Annotated in this window: 13 protein-coding genes and 1 pseudogene; 7 read left to right on the top strand and 7 right to left on the bottom strand. The window is 74.1% G+C overall.

The features are described from left to right. Positions 1–297 precede the first annotated feature (297 nt). The gene (locus JKV81_RS19300; RefSeq protein WP_099173040.1) at positions 298–855 is read right to left on the bottom strand and encodes a MarR family winged helix-turn-helix transcriptional regulator; all 558 of its coding nucleotides are present in this window, start codon (positions 853–855) and stop codon (positions 298–300) included. Positions 856–997: 142 nt separating this feature from the next. On the opposite strand from JKV81_RS19300, the gene JKV81_RS19305 reads away from it, so the two are divergent. Beyond that, entirely contained in the window at positions 998–2,296 is a 1,299-nt protein-coding gene (locus JKV81_RS19305; RefSeq protein WP_202076934.1) for an MFS transporter, read from the top strand. A gap of 24 nt (positions 2,297–2,320) precedes the next feature. Here JKV81_RS19305 and JKV81_RS19310 read toward each other — a convergent pair whose 3' ends face one another. Both JKV81_RS19310 and JKV81_RS19315 read right to left on the bottom strand, forming a co-directional pair. Further along, the gene (locus tag JKV81_RS19310; protein WP_202076924.1) at positions 2,321–4,012 is read right to left on the bottom strand and encodes an ATP-binding SpoIIE family protein phosphatase; all 1,692 of its coding nucleotides are present in this window, start codon (positions 4,010–4,012) and stop codon (positions 2,321–2,323) included. A gap of 329 nt (positions 4,013–4,341) precedes the next feature. After that, positions 4,342–5,730, bottom strand: a complete 1,389-nt coding sequence (locus JKV81_RS19315) for an NAD(P)/FAD-dependent oxidoreductase (RefSeq protein ID WP_372444202.1) — start codon at positions 5,728–5,730, stop codon at positions 4,342–4,344. 384 nt (positions 5,731–6,114) lie between these two features. On the opposite strand from JKV81_RS19315, the gene JKV81_RS19320 reads away from it, so the two are divergent. Both JKV81_RS19320 and JKV81_RS19325 read left to right on the top strand, forming a co-directional pair. Continuing rightward, positions 6,115–6,921 carry a TetR/AcrR family transcriptional regulator gene (locus tag JKV81_RS19320; protein WP_129264764.1) on the top strand — a complete coding sequence of 269 codons (807 nt, stop codon included), beginning with the start codon at positions 6,115–6,117 and terminating at the stop codon, positions 6,919–6,921. A 213-nt stretch (positions 6,922–7,134) separates the two neighbouring features. Continuing rightward, positions 7,135–9,060 (top strand): sigma-70 family RNA polymerase sigma factor, encoded by a 1,926-nt coding sequence (locus tag JKV81_RS19325; RefSeq protein WP_202076927.1) that lies wholly within the window; start codon positions 7,135–7,137, stop codon positions 9,058–9,060. Between the two features lie 30 nt (positions 9,061–9,090). Here the strand turns inward: JKV81_RS19325 and JKV81_RS19330 are convergent. Together JKV81_RS19330 and JKV81_RS19335 are read right to left on the bottom strand one after the other, a co-directional pair. Continuing rightward, positions 9,091–12,315 (bottom strand): annotated as a pseudogene (locus JKV81_RS19330) (ATP-binding protein); the annotation flags it as partial. Positions 12,316–12,458: 143 nt separating this feature from the next. Then, positions 12,459–14,570, bottom strand: a complete 2,112-nt coding sequence (locus JKV81_RS19335; protein ID WP_129264761.1) for an asparagine synthase-related protein — start codon at positions 14,568–14,570, stop codon at positions 12,459–12,461. 965 nt (positions 14,571–15,535) lie between these two features. Between JKV81_RS19335 and JKV81_RS19340 the strand changes: the two genes are divergently transcribed. From JKV81_RS19340 to JKV81_RS19355, 4 genes are all read left to right on the top strand, one after another. Continuing rightward, positions 15,536–17,032, top strand: coding sequence for an NsdA family TPR-like regulatory protein (locus tag JKV81_RS19340; RefSeq protein WP_124278109.1), 1,497 nt, complete (start codon positions 15,536–15,538; stop codon positions 17,030–17,032). 151 nt (positions 17,033–17,183) lie between these two features. After that, on the top strand, positions 17,184–18,437 hold the full coding sequence (gene lhgD, locus JKV81_RS19345; protein WP_202076929.1) for an L-2-hydroxyglutarate dehydrogenase: 1,254 nt from the start codon (positions 17,184–17,186) through the stop codon (positions 18,435–18,437). After that, entirely contained in the window at positions 18,430–19,311 is an 882-nt protein-coding gene (gene trmB / locus JKV81_RS19350; RefSeq protein WP_124278107.1) for a tRNA (guanosine(46)-N7)-methyltransferase TrmB, read from the top strand. Before lhgD ends, trmB begins: the two co-directional genes overlap by 8 nt. A 71-nt stretch (positions 19,312–19,382) precedes the next feature. Then, positions 19,383–20,831, top strand: a complete 1,449-nt coding sequence (locus JKV81_RS19355; RefSeq protein WP_202076931.1) for a PrsW family intramembrane metalloprotease — start codon at positions 19,383–19,385, stop codon at positions 20,829–20,831. Positions 20,832–20,847: 16 nt separating this feature from the next. Here JKV81_RS19355 and JKV81_RS19360 read toward each other — a convergent pair whose 3' ends face one another. Next, positions 20,848–21,351: a GNAT family N-acetyltransferase gene (locus JKV81_RS19360; protein WP_202076932.1), complete on the bottom strand. Its 504-nt coding sequence runs from the start codon at positions 21,349–21,351 to the stop codon at positions 20,848–20,850. A 94-nt stretch (positions 21,352–21,445) separates the two neighbouring features. Next, on the bottom strand, positions 21,446–22,390 hold the full coding sequence (locus tag JKV81_RS19365; RefSeq protein WP_129264756.1) for an aldo/keto reductase: 945 nt from the start codon (positions 22,388–22,390) through the stop codon (positions 21,446–21,448). Between the last annotated feature and the right edge of the window lie 305 nt (positions 22,391–22,695).

Below are 22,695 nucleotides of genomic sequence, written 5' to 3' on the forward strand. Positions count from 1 at the left end.
CAGCGGGGTTTGTCTTCCGGGCCCTTGGGCCGTTCCGACGCTCAAACTCTAGCGGATTTTCCCGGCGACTCATAATCGAGCCTTCGAATTGAATTTCGGCATGCCGAAATTCTCCCCGGTGGGAGATCGTGCTGAGTTTGGTTGCCGCATTCGCGGCGGGATCGGCTGCCGCAGAACCGTACCGGCTCCGTGACAACTCGAAGAACCTTACGGACCCGGGGGAGGCGTGTCAAGCCCTCCCCGAGCCCCCTCCCCGCCTGCTCTCCCGCGTCCCCTCCCGAGCCCCTCGCCGGGCCGTCAGTCCAGGTCGGTGAGCCGGCCGCCGGCGTCCGGCTGCTCGTGTTCCACGCGGCGCAGGAGCCGGATCAGGATCTCGCCCAGCGCCCCGCGTTCGTCGCCCGAGAGGTCCTGGAGCAGGTCCTCCTCGAAGGTGGTGGCCATGCGCATCGCCTCGAGCCACTTCGTACGGCCCTCGTCGGTCAGTTCGACGATGACGCGCACCCGGTTGTTCTCGTCCCGGTCCCGCGTGACCAGGCCCTCGCCCGCCATGCGGTCGATCCGGTGGGTCATCGCCGCAGGGGTCAGGCCGAGGCGCTTGGCCAGCTCACCCGGGCCCAGCCGGTACGGGGTGCCGGAGAGGACCAGGGTCTTGAGGACCTCCCACTCGGCGTTGCTGATGCCCAGGGCCGCGACCTGTCTGCCGTAGGCGACGTTCATCCGGCGGTTCAGCCGGCCCAGCGCGGAGACGATCTGCTCGACCTGCGGGTCGAGGTCCCGGAACTCGCGCTGGTAGGCCGCGATCTGCTCGTCGAGGCTCGGCTCCTGGAGCTCGGGCTGCTCGGTGGTGTCAGACATGGCGGGCAGTATCGCACGCTGCCCTCGGCCATCGAAGTCCTTCAAGGTGAAGAGTTCAGCCTCTAACTTTAGTGCTAAAGTCTACGGGTCTGTGTTCTTGAAGGTTCTTCGTGTCTTGAGGTAGGTGAGTGTGACCAGGGAGATGGGTGCAGCGCTGCGGCGGATCCAGCTGGGCAGTGCGCTGAGCGCGTTCGGCCTCGGATTCACCGTCCCGTATCTGTACGTCTACGTGGCGCAGGTGCGGGATCTCGGTGCCGGTACGGCAGGTGTCGTGCTGGCTGTCTTCGCCATGGCTGCGCTGGCCGTGCTGCCGTTCACGGGCAGGGCCATCGACCGGCGCGGCCCCTTGCCGGTGCTGGTCGTCGCCGCCGTCGCCGCGGCCGTGGGCGCCTGCGCCCTGGGGGTGTCGGACGGTGTGACGTCCGCCGTGCTCTCCGCCGCTGTTCTCGGCGCGGGTACCGCCGTCATGCAGCCTGCCCTCGCCACGATGCTGGTGTGGTGTTCGAGCGCGGCCACCCGTACGCGTGCCTTCGCCATGCAGTTCTTCCTGCAGAACCTCGGGCTCGGCATCGGCGGCCTGGTCGGCGGGCAGCTGGTGGACGTCGACCGTCCGTCGAGCTTCACCGTGCTGTTCCTCATCGAGGCGGCGATGTTCCTGGTCCTCGGGATCGTCGCGGTCACGGTGCGCATGCCGCGTAACCCCTCGCTCGCGGGAGCGGTGCCGGCCGACGGCACGGCGCCCAAGGCCGGACTGAGGGTGCTGCTCTCGCACCGGGCCATGGTGCAGCTGTGCGTGCTGGGCTTCGTGATCTTCTTCGCCTGCTACGGGCAGTTCGAGTCCGGGCTCGCCGCCTACGGCACCGAGGCCGCCGGGATCGACCCGTCCACCCTGGGTATCGCGCTGGCCGCCAACACGGCCGTCATCGTGCTCGCGCAGTTCGTGGTGCTCCGCCTCGTGGAGCGTCGGCGGCGCAGCCGGGTCATCGCCTGGGTCGGCCTGATCTGGGCCTTCGCCTGGATCGTGGCGGGTTACGCCGGCCTCGGGCACGGCAGCCAGACCATGGCGACGGCCGCGATGATCTCGACGTACGCCCTGTTCGGGCTGGGTGAGGCGATGCTGTCGCCGACGGTGGCGCCGCTCGTCGCCGATCTGGCGCCGGAGTCCATGGTGGGTCAGTACAACTCGGCGTTCGCCCTGGTGAAGCAGCTGGCCCTGGCCGTGGGACCTGCCGTGGGCGGGCCCATGGGGGCGGCGCTGCACGGGCCGTACATCGTGACCTTCGTGCTGTTCTCGCTGGGCATCACCGTGCTGGCGCTCAAGCTGGGCCGTCAGCTCACTCCCGTACAGGACAAGCCGTCGCTCGCGGCGGTGCCGTCCCGGGTGGTCGCCGTGTCCCTGCCGGAGAGCGAGCCGGTCACGGCCCCCAGCACCGTGCACTGAGGAACCGTGCGCCGAGGGGCGGGGTCAGGCGGCGGGGAGGGCGAATTCGCACCAGACCGCCTTGCCCCCGCCCGGGGTGCGGCGGCTGCCCCACGACGAGGCGATGGTCGCGACGATGGAGATGCCGCGTCCCGCCTCGTCGGCGGGTTCGGCGCGGCGGCGGCGCGGCAGATGGTCGTCCCCGTCCGTCACCTCGATGATCAGGCGCCGGTCGGTCCTGCGCAGCCCGAGCCGCATGGGCGGGGTGCCGTGCTGGAGGGAGTTCGCGACGAGCTCGCTCGCGGCGAGGACCCCCAGGTCGCAGAGCTCGACGGGGAAGCGCCAGGACGCCAGGACACCCGTGGCGAAGGCGCGTGCCCTGGGGGCGGCCTCGATGCCGCCGAGCAGGTCGAGCGAGGCGTTGTGGAAGAGCTCCGCGCTCGTCCCCGTGCGGGCGGGGTGCTGGACCACGAGGACCGCCACGTCGTCGTCGTGCTCCGCGGTGACGCCCAGGGAGCGGATCAGCCGGTCGCAGACCACCTGGGGCGTTCCCTTGGCGCCCGACAGGGCGCGCTCCAGGGCTGCGACGCCCTCGTCGATGTCCTCGCTGCGGCGTTCGACCAGACCGTCCGTGTAGAGCACGGCCGTGGAGCCGGGCGGCAGGGGGATCGTCCCCGAGGTGTGGACCCAGCCTCCCGTACCTCCCGTACCTCCTGTGCCGAGCGGCGGCCCTGTCGGGTCCTCGGCGCGGTGGACCGTGCCGTCCTCGTCGCACACGAGGATCGGGAGGTGTCCGGCGGAGGCGTAGACGAGGTGCCCCTCGTTGGGGTCGTGGACGGCGTAGGCGCAGGTGGCGATCTGGCTGGCGTCGATCTCGGCGGCGAGGACGTCGAGGAGCTGGAGCACCTCGTGCGGCGGCAGGTCGAGGCGGGCGTAGGCGCGGACGGCGGTGCGCAGCTGGCCCATGACGGCGGCGGCGCGCACCCCGCGGCCCATCACGTCGCCGATGACGAGTGCGGTCCGGCCGGCGCCCAGGGTGATGACGTCGTACCAGTCGCCGCCGACCGCGGCGTCCGTGCCGCCCGGCTGGTAGGTGGCGGCGATGCGCAGGTCGTCGGGCTGTTCGAGGTCCTGCGGGAGCAGGGAACGCTGGAGGGTGACGGCCGTCTCGCGGTGGCGGCGCTCGCTGGCGCGGAGTCGCTCCGCCGCCTCGGCGTGGTCGGTGACGTCGGTGGCGTAGACGAGGACGCCCGCCTCACCGTCGGGGTCCTCCGGGGCGCCGGTGGCCACGGGGGTGCACGTCACCGTGTACGAGCTGCCGGCCAGGACCTTGCGGGACTTGACCGTACGGGGAGTGCCGCTGCGCAGGACCTGGTCCATGAGGGGCAGCAGGCTGAGCTCGGCGAGCTCGGGCATGGCCTCGGCGGCGGGGGCGCCGCTGGGGCGCGGCCCGAAGGCCGACGTGTAGGCGGCGTTGACGTAGGTGATGCGGTGCTCCGGGCCGTGGAGCAGCGCCACGGGAGCGGGGAGCAGGCCGAGCAGCTCACGGGCCGGCAGGGCTTCCAGCGCGGGCCCGGTGGCGGGGGCGGGGGTCTCCGAGGTGTCGTCCGGCGGCGCGGCTGCGGCCTTCGGCCGTACGGACTCGGCGCGGGCGGCGGGGACGGAACTGTGGTCGTCCCGCGCGGCGGCTCGACGCTGCGTTCCGGGAAGGCGGGCGCTCCAGCGCGTGAAGTTCACGGAATTTCTGGCCTCGTGTGTCGGTCGGATCCGCTCGGGCGAGCTGCTGCTTCTGCTGATTCTGCGGCCGGTCCCCTGCCGGTTCCTTGCCGGGTCGGGGCGCGGAGGCCGGGCTTCCGGGAACGCGAGGCCGGGCCTCTTCGTGCGGGTGGTCGTCGCTGCCGGTCACTGTAGGTGACTACCTGCCGGGTGACTCTGCGCAGGTGTGAGCCCACCTATGGTCACACGCCCAGGGTGACCGACCGTACTGACAGTTGCCGTACGGCAGTCGGTCCATCCGCTGAACTGCGGACGTTCCAGGGGCGTGCCGGTCCGCGGGGGGCCGCGGATCAGCCGGACGTGTCCGGTGGCCTGCCGTCCTTCGGCGGGGTCTCGTCCGGGGCTCCCGGGTGTGCGTGTCCCCGGGCGGCCAGGGCGAATTCGGCGCGCGGGTGTTCGAGCGAGCCGAGGGAGACGATCTCCCGTTTGAAGAGCCCGGCCAGGGTCCACTCGGCAAGGACACGCGCCTTCCGGTTGAACGTGGGTACGCGGCTGAGGTGGTACACGCGGTGCATCAACCAGGCCGGATAGCCCTTGAGCTTGCGCCCGTAGACATGGGCGACGCCCTTGTGCAGTCCGAGCGAGGCGACGGATCCGGCGTAGGAGTGCCGGTAGTCCTCGGCGGGCCGGCCGGCGAGGGTGGCCACGATGTTGTCGGCGAGGACCTTGGCCTGGCGGACCGCGTGCTGGGCGTTCGGGGCGGTCTCCGTGCCCGGTTCGGACGAGGTGAGGTCCGGTACGGCCGCCGCGTCCCCGGCGGCCCAGGCGTGCTCGGCGCCGTCGACGGCGAGCGTGGCGGTGCAGCGGATCCGGCCGCGCTCCGTGAGCGGGAGATCGGTGGCGGCGAGGATCGGCGCGGGTTTGACGCCCGCCGTCCACACCAGGGTGCGGGTCGGGAAGCGTGAGCCGTCGCTGAGCACGGCGACCCGGCCCTCGCAGCTGTCCAGCCGGGTGTCGAGCCGTACGTCGATGTTGCGGCCCCGCAGCTCCCTGACGGCGTACTTCCCCATCGCCTCGCCGACCTCGGGGAGGATGCGCCCGGTCGCCTCGACCAGGATCCACCTCAGGTCCGGGGGCTTGATGTTGTGGTAGTACCGCGAGGTGTAGCGGGCCATGTCCTCCAGCTCCGCGAGCGCCTCCACACCGGCGTACCCGCCGCCGACGAAGACGAAGGTGAGCGCCGCGTCGCGGATGGCGGGGTCGCGGGTCGCGGAGGCGATGTCCATCTGCTCGATGACGTGGTTGCGCAGCCCGATGGCCTCCTCGACGGTCTTGAAGCCGATGCCGAAGTCGGCGAGACCGGGGACCGGCAGGGTCCGCGACACGGATCCGGGGGCGAGGACGATCTCGTCGTACGGGATCTCCAGGGCACCGGTGCCGTCCTCGCCGGTGGCGAGCGTCGTGACCGTCACGGTGCGCTTGGCGTGGTCGACGCGCTCCGCCTCACCGATGACGATCGTGCAGTTCTTCAGGACCCGGCGCAGCGGCACGACGACATGACGCGGCGAGATCGAACCGGCGGCCGCCTCGGGGAGGAACGGCTGGTACGTCATGTAGGGCTCGGGCGTGACCACCACGATCTCGGCCTCGCCGCTTTTCAGTCTCTGCCGCAGCTTCCGCTGGAGACGCAGCGCCGTGTACATCCCGACGTAGCCGCCGCCGACGACGAGAATGCGCACACTTGGCCGGGTGCCGGGGGGTGCCCCTCGGGAATCTGGTGCCATCACCTTCCCATGACGCAACGGAGTCCGGTGTTTGTCCACAGGCCCGGCAAATTGTGTGACCGGAGCTCTTCGATCACCGGGCCGTCGACGGTCCCTGCCTGTTCGGGGAGGTGCGCAGGTCAGGTATGGCAGGAGGGCGGCACCGCGGGGGTCGAATCAGGGTCCAACCGGTCCTTGCTCCGATCGGGGGGCGCTCCGTGCGGAACTACCCCCTTCTGAATTGACCCGGGCTCAACTATGTTCGTACCCCGTCGGGGTGTCGGATTCGGATGAAGGTCCGCACACCGGCAGACACGGCGGGGAAGTCTCCGGGGGGAGACGTCATAACCGGGGGAAGTTATGCACATTCAGGATTTGCATGGGCCGAGCGCTGTCGCCTCCACCGAGGACCACGGGCGGCTGAGCTCCGTGGGAACGGTCGGTACGGTCGCGGCGGCAGGAGCGACGGGTGGCGCGGCCCGTTCCGCGCCGCTCCGCGTGGACGCGCAGCGCAACCTCGAACACGTCCTGCGCGCCGCGCGCGAGGTGTTCGGCGAGCTGGGTTACGGGGCGCCGATGGAGGACGTGGCGCGCCGCGCACGGGTCGGCGTCGGTACGGTCTACCGGCGTTTCCCGAGCAAGGACGTGCTGGTGCGCCGGATAGCCGAGGAGGAGACCGCCAGGCTGACCGACCAGGCACGCTCCGCCCTCGGCCACGAGGACGAGCCGTGGTCGGCGCTCTCCCGCTTCCTGCGGACCTCGGTCGCGTCGGGCGCGGGCCGGCTGCTGCCGCCGCAGGTGCTGCGGGTCGGTGCGGAGCAGGACGAGCAGGCCGGGGCCACGGGCCCGGGCGCGGCCGACAGCGAGACGCGCGTCCCGCATCAGCGGCAGGGCGTGGACCAGCCTGGGCTCCGGGTGGCCGGGCACTCCCCCGAGGGGGAGGGGCTCGACGACGATCCGGGGGCGGCCGAGCTGCTCGAGGTCGTGGGCAGGCTGGTGGACCGGGCCCGCGAGTCGGGTGAGCTGCGGGGCGATGTGACGGTGGGCGACGTGCTGCTGGTCATCGCCACGGCGGCACCGGCTCTGCCGGATCCCGCGCACCAGGCCGCCGCTTCGGCCCGGCTGCTGGACATCCTGCTGGAGGGCCTCCGCTCCCGCCCGGCGTAGGTACGGCGGCCCCGCGGGGTGCGCCCATGTCGGCCGACACCCGTGCGCCGGGGGGCCGTTGCTCCTTCCCCGTCGGGGTGGGATCACCCCCCGGGGCGCGGGAAGACTCCACGGACGAGTGGTTGCTCCCGCTCCGGGGTTCGTCGTGGCGTGGCTCTGTGGCACTGTGGCCCCGGTATTCAGGGTCCGAGGGTGTATACGGGGGCTTCCGCGATGAGCGGTGAAGCGCAGCAGGAAGAACCGTCCGACGGGATCGCCGGCGCGGGCAAGGACGGCACCGTGCTGCCCGGCCCCTGGCCGCCCGTGCCCACGGACGGCCAGGAGTCGCCGGCGCCCGGTGCGGAGACGGGCGGGGAGACCGTCGCGGCGTACGCGGTCCCGCTGCAGCGTGCGGGGCGTGCCGGGTCGGCCGGTCTCGGCCCGTCCGACGCCCAGTTGATCCAGGGGATGCGCGCCGGTGAGGACGAGGCGTACGAGGAGCTGTTCCGGCGCCACTCCGGTGCGGTGCGCCGCTATGCCCGTACGTGCTGCCGGGACGCGCACACCGCCGACGACCTGACGGCCGAGGTGTTCGCCCGCACGCTGCAGGCGGTGCGCGGCGGGAAGGGGCCGGAGGAAGCGGTCCGGGCCTACCTCATGACCGCCGTCCGCCATGTCGCCGCCGCGTGGACCAGGAGCGCCAAACGCGAGCATCTCGTGGACGACTTCGCGGTGTTCGCGGCCCAGGCCACCCGTTCCGCGGAGATGTCGGAGGCCGACACCCTCGACCTCGGCGCCGATGTGCTGGCCATGCACGAGGCGGACCGGTCGATGGCCATGCAGGCGTTCCGCAGCCTGCCCGAGCGCTGGCAGGCCGTGCTGTGGCACACCACCGTGGAGGAGGAGTCGCCGAGCGAGGTCGCTCCGCTCTTCGGCCTGACCGCCAACGCAACGGCGGTGCTGGCCGTCCGCGCCCGTGAGGGGCTCAAGCAGGCCTACCTCCAGGCCCATGTGAGCCAGTCGCTGACCGCCGGCGGCGACTGCGCGCAGTACGCCGACCGGCTCGGCGCCCACGCCCGGGGCGGTCTGCGGACCCGGGCGGAACGCGGGCTGCGCAAGCATCTGGACGAGTGCGCGAAGTGCCGGATCGCCGCCGGTGAGCTGGACCGGGTGAACGCCGGCATCCCGGCCCTCCTTCCGGTCGCGGTCATCGGCTGGTTCGCCGCGGGCTACTCGCTCAAGGCGGCAGGCGTCGTGGCGGGCGGTGCGGCGGGAGCGGCCGGTGCAGGTGCCGCCGCGGCGGCCACGGGCAGCGCGTCCTCCGGGAGCGGCACGGCGGGCGGGGCCGCCGCGTCGGAAGGGCTCGGCGGCCCGCTGAAGGCCGGCATCGCCGCCGCGGTGGCGGTGGCTGCCGCCGCCGGCCTCGTGTGGGCCCTGGTCGGCGACGACCGGCCCGCGCCCGAGCAGAAGCCGGTGGCCAAGCCGCCGGTCGCGGCGCCCGCCGCCCCCACTCCCCCGCCTCCGCCGGAGCCGACGCCGAGCCCGCGGCCACCGGCACCGCCCGCGGCACCCGCGCCCGAACCGCCGCCCTCCCCGGAGCCGACGCCGACGCCCACCCCCACGCCGACCCCGACACCGACGCCGCCCCCTCCGAAGGAGCCCGCGCCGACGCCCACGCCGACCCCGACACCGCCCGCCCCGGAGGAGCCGCCGCCCGCGCCGGAGGTCTACCAGGTGAACCAGCTGGCGTACTCCCTCACCGGTGACCACACGGGCCCCGAGATCCTGCTCGGCCGGAGCCAGGGTGTGTTCTGGCAGCGCCAGGGGCTGTCGATCGCCTCCACGACGTACGCCCACGGGGTGACCGCCCCCTCCCGCTCCTCGGTGACCGTCCAGCTCAACCGGGAGTGCACCCGCTACGAGGCGATGGCCGGGGTCGACGACCTGACGCTGGGGCTCGGCGCGGTGCGCTTCTCCGTGTACGGCGGGGAGGGGGCGCGGCTGTGGCAGTCCCCGGTGGTCCGGGGCGGTGAGCCCGCCGTACCGGTGAGCGTCGGCATCGAGGGCCAGGAGACGATCCGTCTGGTCGTGGAGCCGTCCGGGCCGCTCGGCGGGGCCGCGCTGGCCGACTGGGCGGCGTCGAGCATCAGCTGCCGCTGAGATCCTCGGCGGCGTGACGTACCAACTGCCGCTGAGATCCTCGGCCGTGGCGGTCAGGAGGGCCAGGACCTCGTCCGGTGTCAGGCCGAGGCCCAGGGCGCTCTCCTCCTCGTACCGCCGGGGGCCCAGCGCCGTGTGCAGCCGTGCCGTCGCCGCGGTCACCTGGGACTCCTCCGCCGCGGAGCGGGGGCTGTCCACCCGCCAGGCGCCGGCCGCCCCGAGGATCCGGGCCGCGGTCGCGCCCTGGTCCAGCTCCACCAGGACGGCCGCGGCCGTCTCCGCCAGGTGCGCGGTGAAGTTCTCCGCGCATCCGGTCGTCACGGCCAGCCGCAGCGCCCCGGTCACCCCGCGCAGCCCCGCGCCGCCCCCGCCGGAGGGTTCGACGGCGGTGATGCCCGCCGAGAGCGCCATGAGCGCCGCCTCGAACTGCGCGGGCCGGCTGCCGTACGCCTCGGCGCCGCAGGCCAGATCGGCGTACCGGCGCGCCTGCGGGATCTCGCCCGCCGCCAGGGCGACGGTGGCCCGCAGGAAGTGCACATAGACGTGGGCGTCCAGCACGTGCTGGCGCTCCGCCTCCGCCTCCGCCTCGTCCAGACCCTTCCTCGCCGCGTCCAGGTCCCCTGCGTGGTAGGAGAGTTCGGCGAGACGGGCGATCAGGAAGGGCGCCTCGGCGTGGGCGCCCACCTCCCGGGCCAGCTCCAGCGCGTCCTCGTACGCCGTGCGCGCCTCCTCGTACCTCCCGTGCATCATCCCCGCCTCGCCGGCGGCGCTCGAGACCTGGGCACGCAGGTAGCGGTCGCCGATCCGGCGGCTGAGCACGCGCAGCTCGGCGAGGTCCTCGTGGATGCCGGTGATGCCGACGGGGGTGTCGACCAGCATGAGGGTGCGGAACATGAGCGTGACGGCGTACTCCCAGACTCCGCCGTGCGCGCGGGTGTTGGCGACCGCCTCGTCGAAGCGCGCGTGCGTGCGGGGTGAGTACGTGCGCCTCATGTACGCGGTCATCGGCCAGAGCAGCCCCGGGAAGCGTGCGGCTTCCGGGCCGCCTGTGCCGAAGGCCTTGGTCACCCGGCCGATGAGGGCGTGGAACCCCTCGTCCTCGTTGATGGTGTCGATCGGCCGGCTCTCCACCGCGAGGAAGAACCGCAGCATGTGCAGGTGCATGCGGGGCCAGAAGCGGGGGTCCGTACGGTCCTGCGGGTCCTCGCCGAGTGCGGCGGTGCGGTCCGCCCAGGCCAGGCCCTCGATGCGGTAGTTGCGCATCCACCAGAACCACCCCATGGCGAGCACGAGGCGCAGCGCGGTCTCCTCGGAGGACCGGGCGACGACGGTGCGGTGCAGGGCGGCGCGGATGTTGTCGAGGTCCGTCTCCAGGCGCCGGATCCACGGGAGCTGGCCCCCGGAGCGCAGCTGCGGGTCGGCCTCCTCGACGAGCGCGGTGACGTACGCGATGTGGTCCGAGACGGCGGACTCCCGGAGCCCGGGCGTCTCGTCGGCCCGTTCCGCCGCGTACTCGTGGATGGTCTCCAGGAGGCGGTAGCGCATCTCCGTGCCGTCGGTGGGGGCGGTGGCGACGACGAGTGACTTGTCGACGAGCGCGCCGAGCAGGACGGCGGCGTCCGGGCCGGTCACCGCTTCGGCGGCGGCCAGGTCCCAGCCGCCCGCGAAGACGGAGACCTGCCGCAGCAGGGTCCGCTCGTCCGGGGACAGCAGGTCCCAGGACCAGTCCACGACCGCCCGGAGCGTCTGCTGGCGGGGCAGTACGGTGCGGCTGCCGCTGGTCAGGAGCCGGAAGCGGTCGTCGAGACGGTCGGCGATCTGGCGCGGGGTGAGCAGCCGGAGCCGGGCGGCGGCCAGCTCGATGGCGAGCGGGAGGCCGTCGAGCCTGCGGCAGATCTCGGCGATGGCCCGCGGGTGGTCGGCGGTGTCCGCGTCGGGCTCGAAGTCGGGCCGTACGGCGCGGGCGCGCTCGGCGAACAGCCGGTGCGCGGGTTCCGGCGGCAGGGGGTCGACGGGGCGGACGGCCTCGCCGGGGACGCCGAGTGGCTCGCGGCTGGTGGCGAGGATCCGCAGCCGGGGGCAGTGCGTCAGCAGGGTCTCCGCGAGGGCGGCCGCCGCGTCGACGACGTGCTCGCAGTTGTCGAGCACGAGGAGGAACGGGGTGTGGCGTGAGCGGTACGAGAGGTGCTCGACGAGCCGCGCGGTGGGGTCCGCCGTGGCGCCGTGCCCCTCGCGGGTGCGGCCGGTCAGCAGCGCGGTCTCGCGCAGTCCGAGGGCGGAGAGCACGGCCCCCGGTACCGCGGAGGGGTCGTCGAGCGGGGCGAGTTCGGCGATCCAGGCGCCCTGCCCGGCCGCGGCCTCCTCGGCCAGCCTGGTCTTGCCGGAGCCGCCGGGTCCCGTGAGGGTGACGAGGCGGGCCCGGGACAGGTCGGAGCGGATGAGGCGGAGTTCGGGCTCGCGGCCCACGAACGAGGTGAGCCGGGGGCGGATGTTGCCGTCGGCCGGCGGGTGGTCGTCCGGGGGCGGCGCGGGGGGCTCACCGGCGTCGAGGAGTTCGCGGTGGAGCGCGGCCAGCTCCGGTCCCGGGTCGGTGCCGAGGCCGTCGGCGAGGGCCCGGCGGGCCTCCTCGTACGCGACGAGCGCGTCGGCCTGCCGTCCCTCGGCCCGCAGGCCGCGGAGCAGTTGTGCGTGCAGGGGCTCGTGGTACGGGTGGGCGGCGGTGAGTTCCCTGAGTTCGGGTACGAGGCCGGCCGTGGCCCCGCGCCGCAGGTCCGCCTCGATGCGCTGCTGGAGCGCGGTGAGCCGGTGGGCCTCGGCCTGGAGCCCGTGCTCGTGCCCGGGGAGGTCGGCGAGGGCGGGGCCGCGCCACAGGGCGAGTGCGGTGCGCAGAGTGCGGGCGGCGTCCTCGGGGGTGCCCGCGTCGAGCTCGGCGGCGCCCTGGCGGGCGAGGCGCTCGAAGACGTACAGGTCGATGTCGTCGGGGCCGGCGGTGAGCCGGTAGCCGCCCGGGGTGCCGGCCACCGCCTCCCGGCCGAGGACGCGCCGCAGCCGTCCGACGAGGGCCTGGAGGGCGGCGGGGGCGTCCTGCGGAGGATCGTCGTCCCATACGTCGTCGATGAGCCCGGCGACGCTCGCGGGGCGGCCCGCGCGGAGGGCGAGGGCGGCGAGCAGGGTGCGCAGCCGGGCGCCGCCGACGGGCAGCGGCCCGCCGTGCTCGTCTCGCGCCTCGGTGACGCCCAGGATCAGATACCGCACCCGGCCATTGTGTCCCGCCGGGCGCGCGGCCCCTCGCAGGTGCGGGGGGCCTGGGGGTACCTACTGCCCGGGCGTACGGGGGCCGGGGGACTTACGGCTGGAGCGTCCGGTGGGCCTGCGGGCGGGGGCCTGCGGGCGAGGGCCTACGGCTGGAGCGTCCGGCGGGCCGGGACCACGCCGCCCGCCACCGCCCGCTGCCGCGGGGCCGCCGTACCGGTCCAGCAGGTGCCCCGGCGGGTGACCAGCCGGCGGAGCCAGAGCTCCGTGGACGCCAGCTCGGCCAGGCCGTCCAGCGGAAGGGGCTCGCCCTCGGAGGCCGCGCGCAGCGCCTTGCGTACGACGCGTGCCTCGATCAGGCCCGCGTCGGCGAGCAGCGGTGCGTCGAAGAGGGCGATCAGGTCGGGGAGGGCGGCACGCAGGCCGATGCGTCCGGCCGCCGTCGAGGTGGCCTGGGACGGGGTGCCCCAGCCGGGCGGCAGGTCGTGGATGCCGGCGCCCGCGAGGACCCGGCGCAGGATCGCGGCGCGGGCGCCCGGCTGGACCCGCAGCGACTCCGGGAGGGCGCGGGCGGCCCGTACGACCTGGTTGTCGAGGAAAGGGGCGTGCAGCCGCTGGCTGCGGATCTCCGCGGCCTGCTCCAGGATCCGCTGGTCCGCCGCGTGCCGGGCGAGCGCCGCGCGGGCCCTGGCCTCCCCCGGGCGCTGCACCGAGGCGGGCCGGATGGCCGCCTCCTGGAGGCGAACCGATACTTCCGCGAGCGCCTCCCCGGTGAGCCAGCGCGCCGCCGGACCCGGCCGGGACCAGGTGAGGGAGGCGAGCGAGGCGTCGGCCGGGGTGTCGAGGTCGGGGGCGTCGCGGTTGGCCTCGGGCAGCAGGGACGCCGCGGTCTCCAGCCCGGTGCGGTACGACGTACGGGCCAGCCTGCGGGCCGCCCGGTAGACGGCCAGCGGCACGAACAGGGAGTGCGTGGACGGCCCTTCGGCCCTGGCGAGCGCGGCGACGGGCCGCAGGATGTGGCGTCTGCGCCGGTCCATGAGGAGGTCGGCCAGCCGTGCCGGGTGGGCGTCCAGGACCTGGCGGGCACCGTGGCCGACGAAGTGGTCGGCGCTGCCCGCGGCGAGCCGGCGGCGGTGGCGTTCGGCGACGACCAGGGAGGGAGCGGGTTCGTCGGTGAGCGGGCCGCTCTCCAGCGACGCGTAGGGCAGGGCCTCCTCGCCCGCCGCCACGACCACATGGTGCAGGCGGGGGTTGGAGGCGATGGCCCGGGCGCGCTCCAGCTCGTCCTCGCGGCGCTGGGCGGACAGGTCGTTGAAGGTGACGGCGAGGAGCCGTTCGCCCGCACCCGTGCCGTGGCCCAGCACCGTTCCCGGCAGGCCGGGCAGCCCCGCGGCCAGCAGCGCGAGAGTGGCGGAGGCGCTGCCGCCGGAGAGGTCCGCGCCGATGCCGGGGACGGGCGCCCCACGGGCCGCGCGCCGCTCGGCCGGGCCCATGCCGGGGACCGGCCCCGGGTCCGGCGGGAGGGTCTCCGGGGCGTGGCGCGGTGCCGTGAGCCGTGCGCGTACGGCGTCGACGAGTGCGTCCCGTACGCCTTCGACCGCGCTCACCGGGTCGGTCTGGGGGGCCGCCACGGCGAGCGAGGCCACCGCCTCGTACCCGGTGATCTCCCGTGAGCCCTCGCGGAGGATCAGTGCGTGCCCGGGCGGGATCCGCTTCACTCCCGCGTACGGTGTGCCGTCGCCCAGCGCCTCCGGGGTCTCGGGGCACGCCAGCAGCGCGGCGAGGTGGCCGATGTCCAGTTGGGCCTCGATGAGGTCGGCGAGGGGGAGGGCGGCGGTGGCGTACGCCGTCCCGTTCGCCCAGGGGGTGTGGAAGACGGGGCGGGCGCCGGCGAGGTCCCCGGCGACGGTGATGCGGCGGCCGATCTGCACGACGGCCGTGTAACTGCCGGACCAGGCGGTGAGATGGCGCAGCGCCCCGCCCCGGGCGGCGAGCAGTCCGACGCGGAGCTGTTCGTCGGTGGCCCCGCAGCAGCCGAGGACGGCGAGCCGGGTGGTGGGCGCCCCCTCGGGGGTCGCGACCGTGATGACGCGGATCTCGTCGGGGCGCCAGTCACCCACGGCCCAGAGCGGATCCGGGTCCCCCCACAGGAGTTGGGAGCCCACCGGATGGACGGTGCGCCCCTCCCCGTGGTTGCCGACCGCCCCCACGGTGCCGAAGCTCGCGGCGATACTGCTCCACCCCACCAACCAACGCATCGCCGCCTCCACAGGCTGTGGACGAACCGGCGTACCAGGACACGGGAACGCCGTTGCGGGACATGCTGCCACGACAACGGCGCCCGGGAGGGGGTACGGGCGGCGCACACCGGATGCGCATGCGCCCCTGGCAAGAGCCTGGCCACGGCTCCGCGGCCTCCGCCACAACGGAATTGGATCTTCCGGGAGTTGCGGCGGCCGGGCCGGACGCGGCCCCCGCCTCGGCCGGGCCGCGCGACAGGCGCAATCCGGCCATAGTCGGGCGACTTCGCACCGCCCTGCCCGACCGGCGTTATCCGGCCATTCTCCGGCCGCGACGGAACCGGGTGTTTCGCCCCACGGCGGTACACCGGGAACACGTCCCCCACGACACCGGGAACAGGTCCCCCGCGGCTCGCCCCGGTCGCGGGCAGGCCTCCCGGGAGCCCGTGCGGGCACCCCCGGGACCCCCGGCGACGTGCGACGACGTACGGGCCGGCGCATCCCCCCGGTGCGCCGGTCCGCACGTCCTCTTCTCCGAACCCCGCCCGTGCGGCGCACAGTCCGGGAGGTGTCGTCACCTCCCGGACCGGTTCGCCGCCCGCGGGGATTGGGGCGGCGGTCTCCCCCAGCCCGCCGAGTCCAGTTCAGCGGGCCGACCCACGCAGGACCATCGAAGCGCTTGCCGTACCGGCCGGACCAGAGCGCACGGCCGGGCGCACGGCCACACGTCAGGAGCACGCCTCCCGTGCCCCCGCGCCGCACGGACAACAATTCCCGCCATACGGAGGTCTGCCCCTTAACGGTGGGGATGCGGCGAACTACGCTGGGTTTACCGATGTTCTCAGCAGGGCGGCATATTCCACGGGGCTCGGCCAAATGCGTGTGCGGCCGGAGTGCCCGGGACCGTACCTGGGGAGAACACGGTACGAATGCCGCGCGCCTGACGGTGACGCGGCGGCCGTCTGTGTGTCGAGGGGTGGCGCATGTCCAGGGAGCAACGCGGGCCGAACGAGAAGCTCGGCACGGTTCTCGCCCTCGCGGGAATCAGCAACGCCGGGCTCGCCCGGCGGGTCAACGACCTCGGAGCACAGCGCGGGCTGACCCTTCGTTACGACAAGACGTCGGTGGCCCGGTGGGTCGCCAAGGGGATGGTGCCGCAGGGCGCGGCGCCCCATCTCATCGCGGCGGCGATAGGGGCCAAACTCGGCCGTCCTGTCCCACTGCACGAGATCGGGCTCGCCGACGCCGATCCGGCGCCCGAGGTGGGTCTCGCCTTCCCCCGTGACGTGAACGAGGCGGTGCGGTCGGCGACGGATCTGTACCGGCTGGATCTCGCGGGCCGGCGGGGCGGCGGGGGGATCTGGCAGTCGCTGGCCGGTTCCTTCGCGGTGAGCGCCTATGCGACCCCCGCGTCGCGCTGGCTCATAACCCCGGCCGATCCGTCGGTCGCGCGGGACCCGACCGCCGCCCAGGCCACGATCCTGGGCACGGAGGGCGCACCCGGGGCGCAGGGCGGGGTGCCCGTACAGCCCGGCCCCGACACCGCCGCGGACGGGCCGCTGCTGCGCGTCGGCCACAGCGACGTGACCAAGCTGCGCGAGGCCGCCCAGGACGCGCGCCGCTGGGACTCCAAGTACGGAGGCGGCGACTGGCGCTCCTCCATGGTCCCGGAGTGCTTACGCGTCGACGCCGCTCCGCTCCTGCTGGGCTCGTACAGCGACGAGGTGGGCCGGGCGCTCTTCGGTGCCTCCGCCGAGCTGACCAGGCTCGCCGGCTGGATGGCCTTCGACACCGGCCAGCAGGAGGCCGCCCAGCGCTACTACATCCAGGCACTGCGTCTGGCCCGGGCCGCCGCCGACGTACCGCTGGGCGGTTATGTCCTGGCGTCGATGTCGCTTCAGGCGACCTACCGGGGCTTCGCCGACGAGGGCGTGGACCTCGCGCAGGCCGCCGTCGAACGCAACCGGGGGCTCGCCACCGCCCGGACCATGAGCTTCTTCCGGCTGGTGGAGGCGCGCGCCCATGCCAAGGCGGGCGACGCACCGGCCGCGGGGGCCGCGCTCCGGGCCGCCGAGAGCTGGCTGGAGCGCTCACGCGCCGGCGACTCCGACCCGGCGTGGCTCGGTTTCTACTCGTACGACCGGTTCGCCGCCGACGCCGCCGAGTGCTACCGCGACCTGAAGGCGCCCCGCCAGGTGCGGCGCTTCACCGAGCAGGCCCTGTCGAAACCCACCGACGAGTTCGTCCGCTCCCACGGGCTGCGGCTCGTCGTCTCCGCGGTCGCCGAGCTGGAGTCGGGCAACCTCGACGCGGCCTGCGCGGCGGGGACGCGGGCGGTGGAGGTGGCGGGACGCATCTCCTCGGCGCGCACCACCGAGTACGTGCGCGACCTCCTGCACCGCCTGGAGCCGTACGGGGACGAGCCCCGCGTGGCCGAGCTCCGGGAGCGGGCCCGTCCGCTCCTCGTCGCGCCGGCGTAGACCTCCCCGGGCGACAGGCCCCGAGGGTTCACCGGTACGCCCGGGTTTCGCCGGATCCGGGCGCGGAACGTCCCGCCACGCACACGCCGACCCTGGTTTGAGCCCGTTGTCAGTGGGTCAGTGCACTATCGGGTTGGGAGGTGGCGCGAGGATGACGCACGCGGCGTACGACTGCGACGTACTGGTGATCGGTGGCGGAATCGTCGGTCTGTCGACGGCGTACGCGCTCACGCGCACCGCGCCCGGCACCCGGGTCACGGTGCTGGAGAAGGAGTGGGGCCCGGCCCGGCACCAGACCGGGCGCAACAGCGGGGTGATCCACAGCGGCATCTACTACCCGCCGGGTTCGCTCAAGGCGCGGTACGCGGTGCGAGGCGCCGCCGAGCTGGTGGACTTCTGCGCGGAGCACGGCATCGCCCACGCGGTCACGGGCAAGCTGATCGTCGCGACGGACCGGGGCGAGCTGCCCCGGCTGCACGCCCTGGTGCAGCGCGGCCGGGCGCACGGCCTGCCGGTCCGGGAGCTAGGCCCCGCCCAGATCGCGGAGTACGAACCACGGGTGCGCGGCCTCGCGGCGATCCGGGTCGGGACGACGGGGGTCTGCGACTTCACGGCGGTGGCCGCCCGGTTCGCCTCCGAGGTGAGCGCCTCCGGCGGGCAGATCCGTTACGGCGCGGAGGTCGTCGCCGTCGACCGGCGCCCCTGGGGCGTCGCGGTGCGCACGGCCGACGGCCAGGTGGTCAGGGCCCGGGTGCTGGTCAACTGCGCGGGGCTGCACAGCGACCGGGTGGCGATGCTCGCGGGCGACGACCCGGGGGCGCGCATCGTGCCGTTCCGCGGGGAGTACTACGAGCTGGCCAGGCCGGAGCTGGTGCGCGGGCTCGTCTATCCGGTGCCGGACCCGGCGTTCCCCTTCCTCGGGGTGCATCTGACCCGGGGCGTCGACGGCACGGTCCACGTCGGGCCGAACGCCGTGCCGGCCCTGGCGCGCGAGGGGTACGGCCGGGCGGTCGTCCACCCGCGCGAGCTGGCCGCCACGCTGGCCTGGCCCGGCTCCTGGCGGATCGCCCGGCGGCACTGGCGGTACGGGGCGGGTGAGGTGCACAGATCGCTGTCGAAGGGCGCGTTCACCCGGGCCGTCCAGCGGCTGCTGCCCGAGGTGACGGAGGCCGATCTGCGGCCCTCCCCGGCCGGGGTCAGGGCCCAGGCGGTCCTGCGGGACGGCACGCTGGTGGACGACTTCCTGATCCGGGACGCCCCGCACACCGTGCACGTGCTGAACGCCCCGTCACCCGCGGCCACCGCGTCCCTGCCCATCGGGAGGGAGGTGGCACGGCGGGCGCTGCTGCGGGCTCGCGCGACGGGGTGGGCGCCTCCCGCCGTAGAATCGGGTCATTGTGTCTGAGCCCCTGAACCCCACCCCAGAGACGCCCGGGCCCGCCGCGGAAGCGCCCGGCCCCACGCCGGAGACCGCGCTCCCCGCCGAGGACGCCCACACCGAGGACGACGCGGCGGCGCGCCGCGCCGCCTCCTTCGAGCGCCAGCGCAGGCTGCGCCAGGAGCCCCGCTTCCCCGGCGGGCCCGCGGCCGATCCGGCGGGCTCGCACCACGAGCGCCGGATCCGCAGCTTCCAGCCCCGCCGCAGCCGGGTGACCACCGGCCAGGAGGACGCCCTCCAGCGGCTGTGGCCCACCTGGGGCCTGGACATCGACGGCCGCAGCGTCCTCGATCTCCCCGCCCTCTTCGGCGGTCTCCCGGTGGTCCTGGAGATCGGCTTCGGCATGGGCGAGGCGACGGCGCAGATGGCGGCCGACGACCCGGGCACCGGGATCCTCGCCGTCGACGTGCACACCCCCGGCCAGGGCAATCTGCTGGGTCTCGCGGAGCGGGCGGGAGTCTCCAACGTCCGGGTCGCCAACGGGGACGCGATCATCCTGCTCCGCGAGATGCTGGAGCCGGCCGCCCTGGACGGCCTCCGGGTGTACTTCCCCGACCCGTGGCCCAAGAAGCGGCACCACAAGCGGCGCCTGATCCAGCCGGAGTTCCTCGACCTGGTGGCGCAGCGGCTGAAGCCGGGCGCTCTCGTCCACTGCGCGACGGACTGGGAGCCGTACGCGGAGCAGATGCTGGACGTCCTGACGGCCCACCCCCTGTACGAGAACACGCAGCCCGACGGCGGTTACGCGCCGCGGCCCGCGTTCCGGCCGCTGACCCGCTTCGAGGGCCAGGGTCTGGACAAGGGTCACGTGGTGCACGACGTGCTGTTCACCCGTCGCTGATCGGCCATCGGCTCCACACCCCGTCCACCGCGGCGTGGCCAGGTGTCAGTGCCCCTCGTTAGGGTCGTCGGGTGTACCAGGGGTCCGTGCAGCACCAGCAGCCGGCCGTCCCGGTTCTCGAGGAGCAGCAGCTCGACGAGTTCCTGGGAGCGGTCCCGGAGCGAGGCCAGTGGCGTTACCGGCCCCGCCGCGTCGGCATGGTCTGGCGCAGCAAGGCGTTCCGCGCCGGGGCGGTGGTCACCGCGCTCGCGCTCTGCGGTCTGGTGATCCTGGCCCTGGTGCGGCAGCAGACGGGCACCGAGGGCTTCCTGGTGGGGCTGGGGCTGGCCGTGCTGCCCGTGCCGCTGCTGATGGGCGCGTTCCGCTGGCTCGACCGGGTCGAGCCGGGCCCCTGGCGGAATCTGCTGTTCGCCTTCTCCTGGGGTGCGTGCGCCGCCGCGCTCGTGGCGATCATCGCCAACTCCTTCGCGACCCGGTGGATAGCGACGGCCACCGCGGATCCGGCGAGCGCCGACACCCTCGGGGCCACGGTCGTCGCCCCGGTGGTCGAGGAGAGCGCGAAGGCCGTCGCACTCCTGCTGATCTTCCTGTTCCGCAGACGGCAGTTCGGCGGGATCGTCGACGGCATCGTGATCGCCGGCTTCACCGCGACCGGCTTCGCCTTCACCGAGAACATCCTCTACCTGGGCAACGCCTTCGGCGAGGACCAGCAGCTGGGGACCACGGGCTTCGCCTCCGTGACGGTGGGGACGTTCTTCGTCCGTGTGGTCATGTCGCCGTTCGCCCACCCCCTGTTCACGGTGCTCTCCGGCATCGGCTTCGGCATCGCCGCACTCGGCGGCGCCCGCCACCGGGTGCGCCGTGTCGTCGTGCCCGTGCTCGGACTCGCCCTCGCCATGGGCATGCACGCCCTGTGGAACGGCTCGTCGGCCCTCGGATCGTACGGCTTCTACCTGGTGTACGGCGCGTTCATGGTGCCGTGCTTCGGGCTGGTGACATGGCTGGCCGTCTGGTCGCGCCAGCGGGAGCTGCGCACGCTCTCCACGGAGCTGCCGGTGTACGCGGCGGCCGGCTGGCTGACCCCCGCCGAGCCGCTGGCTCTGGCCTCGATGCGGGCGCGGGGCATGGCCCGTGACATGGCCAGGCACTGGAACAGCCACCCGGACCCCGCACGGGGCAAGGCCGCGGCGCGCGCCGTCGCGGAGTACGAGTCGTTCGCGACGTCCCTGGCCATGCTGCGCCGGAGAGCCCGCCACGACGGTGCGGGCCCCGACTTCGCCCTCCGCGAGCAGGAGTTGCTGCACCACCTGTGGCACCGCAGGGAGGTCGCGGCACCGGCCCTGACGTACGCCGCCCACGCGACCGGCCGGATACGCACGCGCCTGCCGGTGCCGCCGCCGATCCCCCGTCAGCTGCCGTACGGCGGGCTGCCCCCGCGGCACCTCCCCGCGCCGCACCGGCACTACGGCGGCCACAACCCGTATCTGGAGGACGGCGGGCGCCCCGCCCCGCCCTCGTAGCGCCCCGGCCATCGCGTCAGGGCAACGCGCGGGTGAGCCAGACGACTTCGCCGTTCTCCTCCGTGGAGACGTGATCGCGCTCGAACCCGAGCTTCTCCAGGACACGGAGGGAGGGTGTGTTCCAGGTGCCGACGGTCGACCAGAGCCGTTTCCGCCCGGTCGCGACAGCGGCGTCGAGCACCGCCCCGGCGGCCTCGGTGGCGTAGCCCCGCCCGTGTGCGTGCTGGAACAGCTCGTACGCGATCTCGGGCTCCTCCAGCGTGGAGCGGCCGATGATCAGCCCGCAGTAGCCGATGAAGTCGCCCTCCTCCCGGCGCTGGACGGGCAGCAGGGCGATCCCCGTCGTCCCGGTCGCGGCGAGCAGCTTCGCGATGGCCCCCCGGATGTGCTCGACCGTGGGCTTCCCGTCGCCGCGTTCGGCCAGCAGGTCGCAGAACTCGGCGGCGTCCGACTCGGCCCACGGCCGCAGTATCAGCCGCTCGGTCTCAAGGTGGAACGGCATCGTCCCGTACGTAGACATGCCCCTACTCTGGCCCACGGCCCACCGCGGAACCACAGCCGCGCCCGGGCGGGATGTCCGACGGACACCCCGCCCTCTCCGCGCGCCTCGTACGTCAGGCGGACGCCTCGGTCAGCTCCGCCAGCTCCCCCTCGGTCAGCCGGAGTCCGGCCACCGCCATCAGCGCGGGCAGCTGCTCGACCGTACGCGCGGAGGCGATCGGCGCCGTCACGGTCGGCCGCGAGGCCAGCCAGGCGAGGGCGACCGTGGCGATCTCGGCGTCGTGCTCCTGGGCGATCCTGTCGAGCGCCGCGAGCACCTTGCGCCCGCGCTCGGTCTCCAGGTGCTTGGCGGCGCCCCCGGCCCGCGGGCTCTCGACCGTCGCGCCCGGCCGGTACTTGCCGGTGAGGAAGCCCGAGGCGAGCGCGTAGTACGGGACGGCGGCGAGTCCGGCGTCGGCCGCCGTGTCCTGGAGGGCGCCCTCGTAGGTGTCGCGCGAGACGAGGTTGTAGTGCGGCTGCAGCGCGACATAACGCGCCAGGCCCTCACGCTCGGAGAAGTCCAGGGAGGCCCGCAGCCGCTCGGGGCTGATGTTGGAGGCGGCGATCTCCCGCACCGTACCGGCCTTGACCAGCTGGTCGAGTGCCGTGACGATCTCCTCGACCGGGACGGTCTCGTCGTCGAAGTGCGTGTAGTAGAGGTCGATGTGGTCGGTGCCGAGCCGGCGCAGCGACGCCTCCGCGGCGCCCTTGATGGTGGCCGCGGAGAGCCCCTTGTACGCGGGGTGGGCGCCGACCTTGGTGGCGATGACGACATCGTCGCGACGGGAACGGGCCGCCAGCCACTTGCCGATGAGGGTCTCCGACTCACCGCCCTCGTTGCCCGGGACCCAGGCGGAGTAGGAGTCGGCGGTGTCGACGAAATTGCCGCCGGCCGCCGTGTACGCGTCGAGGACGGCGAAGGAACGGTCCTCGTCGGCCGTCCAGCCGAAGACGTTGCCGCCGAGGGCGAGGGGGAAGACCTGAAGGCTCGACGAACCGAGCGGGCGCAGAGATGTCATACCCAGGAACAACCAGGGGGCTGAGGTGACTATTCCGTTTGGGGAGGCGTCCGAGGACAGACCGACGGCCCTGACGTCGGGGGGTTGTGCGCCAGGGCCGCCGGGGTCGCGGGGCGCCGGTCTTCGGCGCCGGGGGTCTTCCGTCCGGGTCAGAGCCTGCAAGCCTCCGGCTCAGGCCCGCGAACCGCCGGATCAGGACCTGCGAGCCTCAGGGCCAGGGCCCACGAGCCCGGCCCGACCCACCGAGCGGGAGGCCCGGACCCGGGCGTGAGGCCCGGACCCGAGCGTGAGGCCCGGACCCGAGC

The organism is Streptomyces silvae, assembly GCF_016745505.1.
GTDB lineage: Bacteria > Actinomycetota > Actinomycetes > Streptomycetales > Streptomycetaceae > Streptomyces > Streptomyces silvae.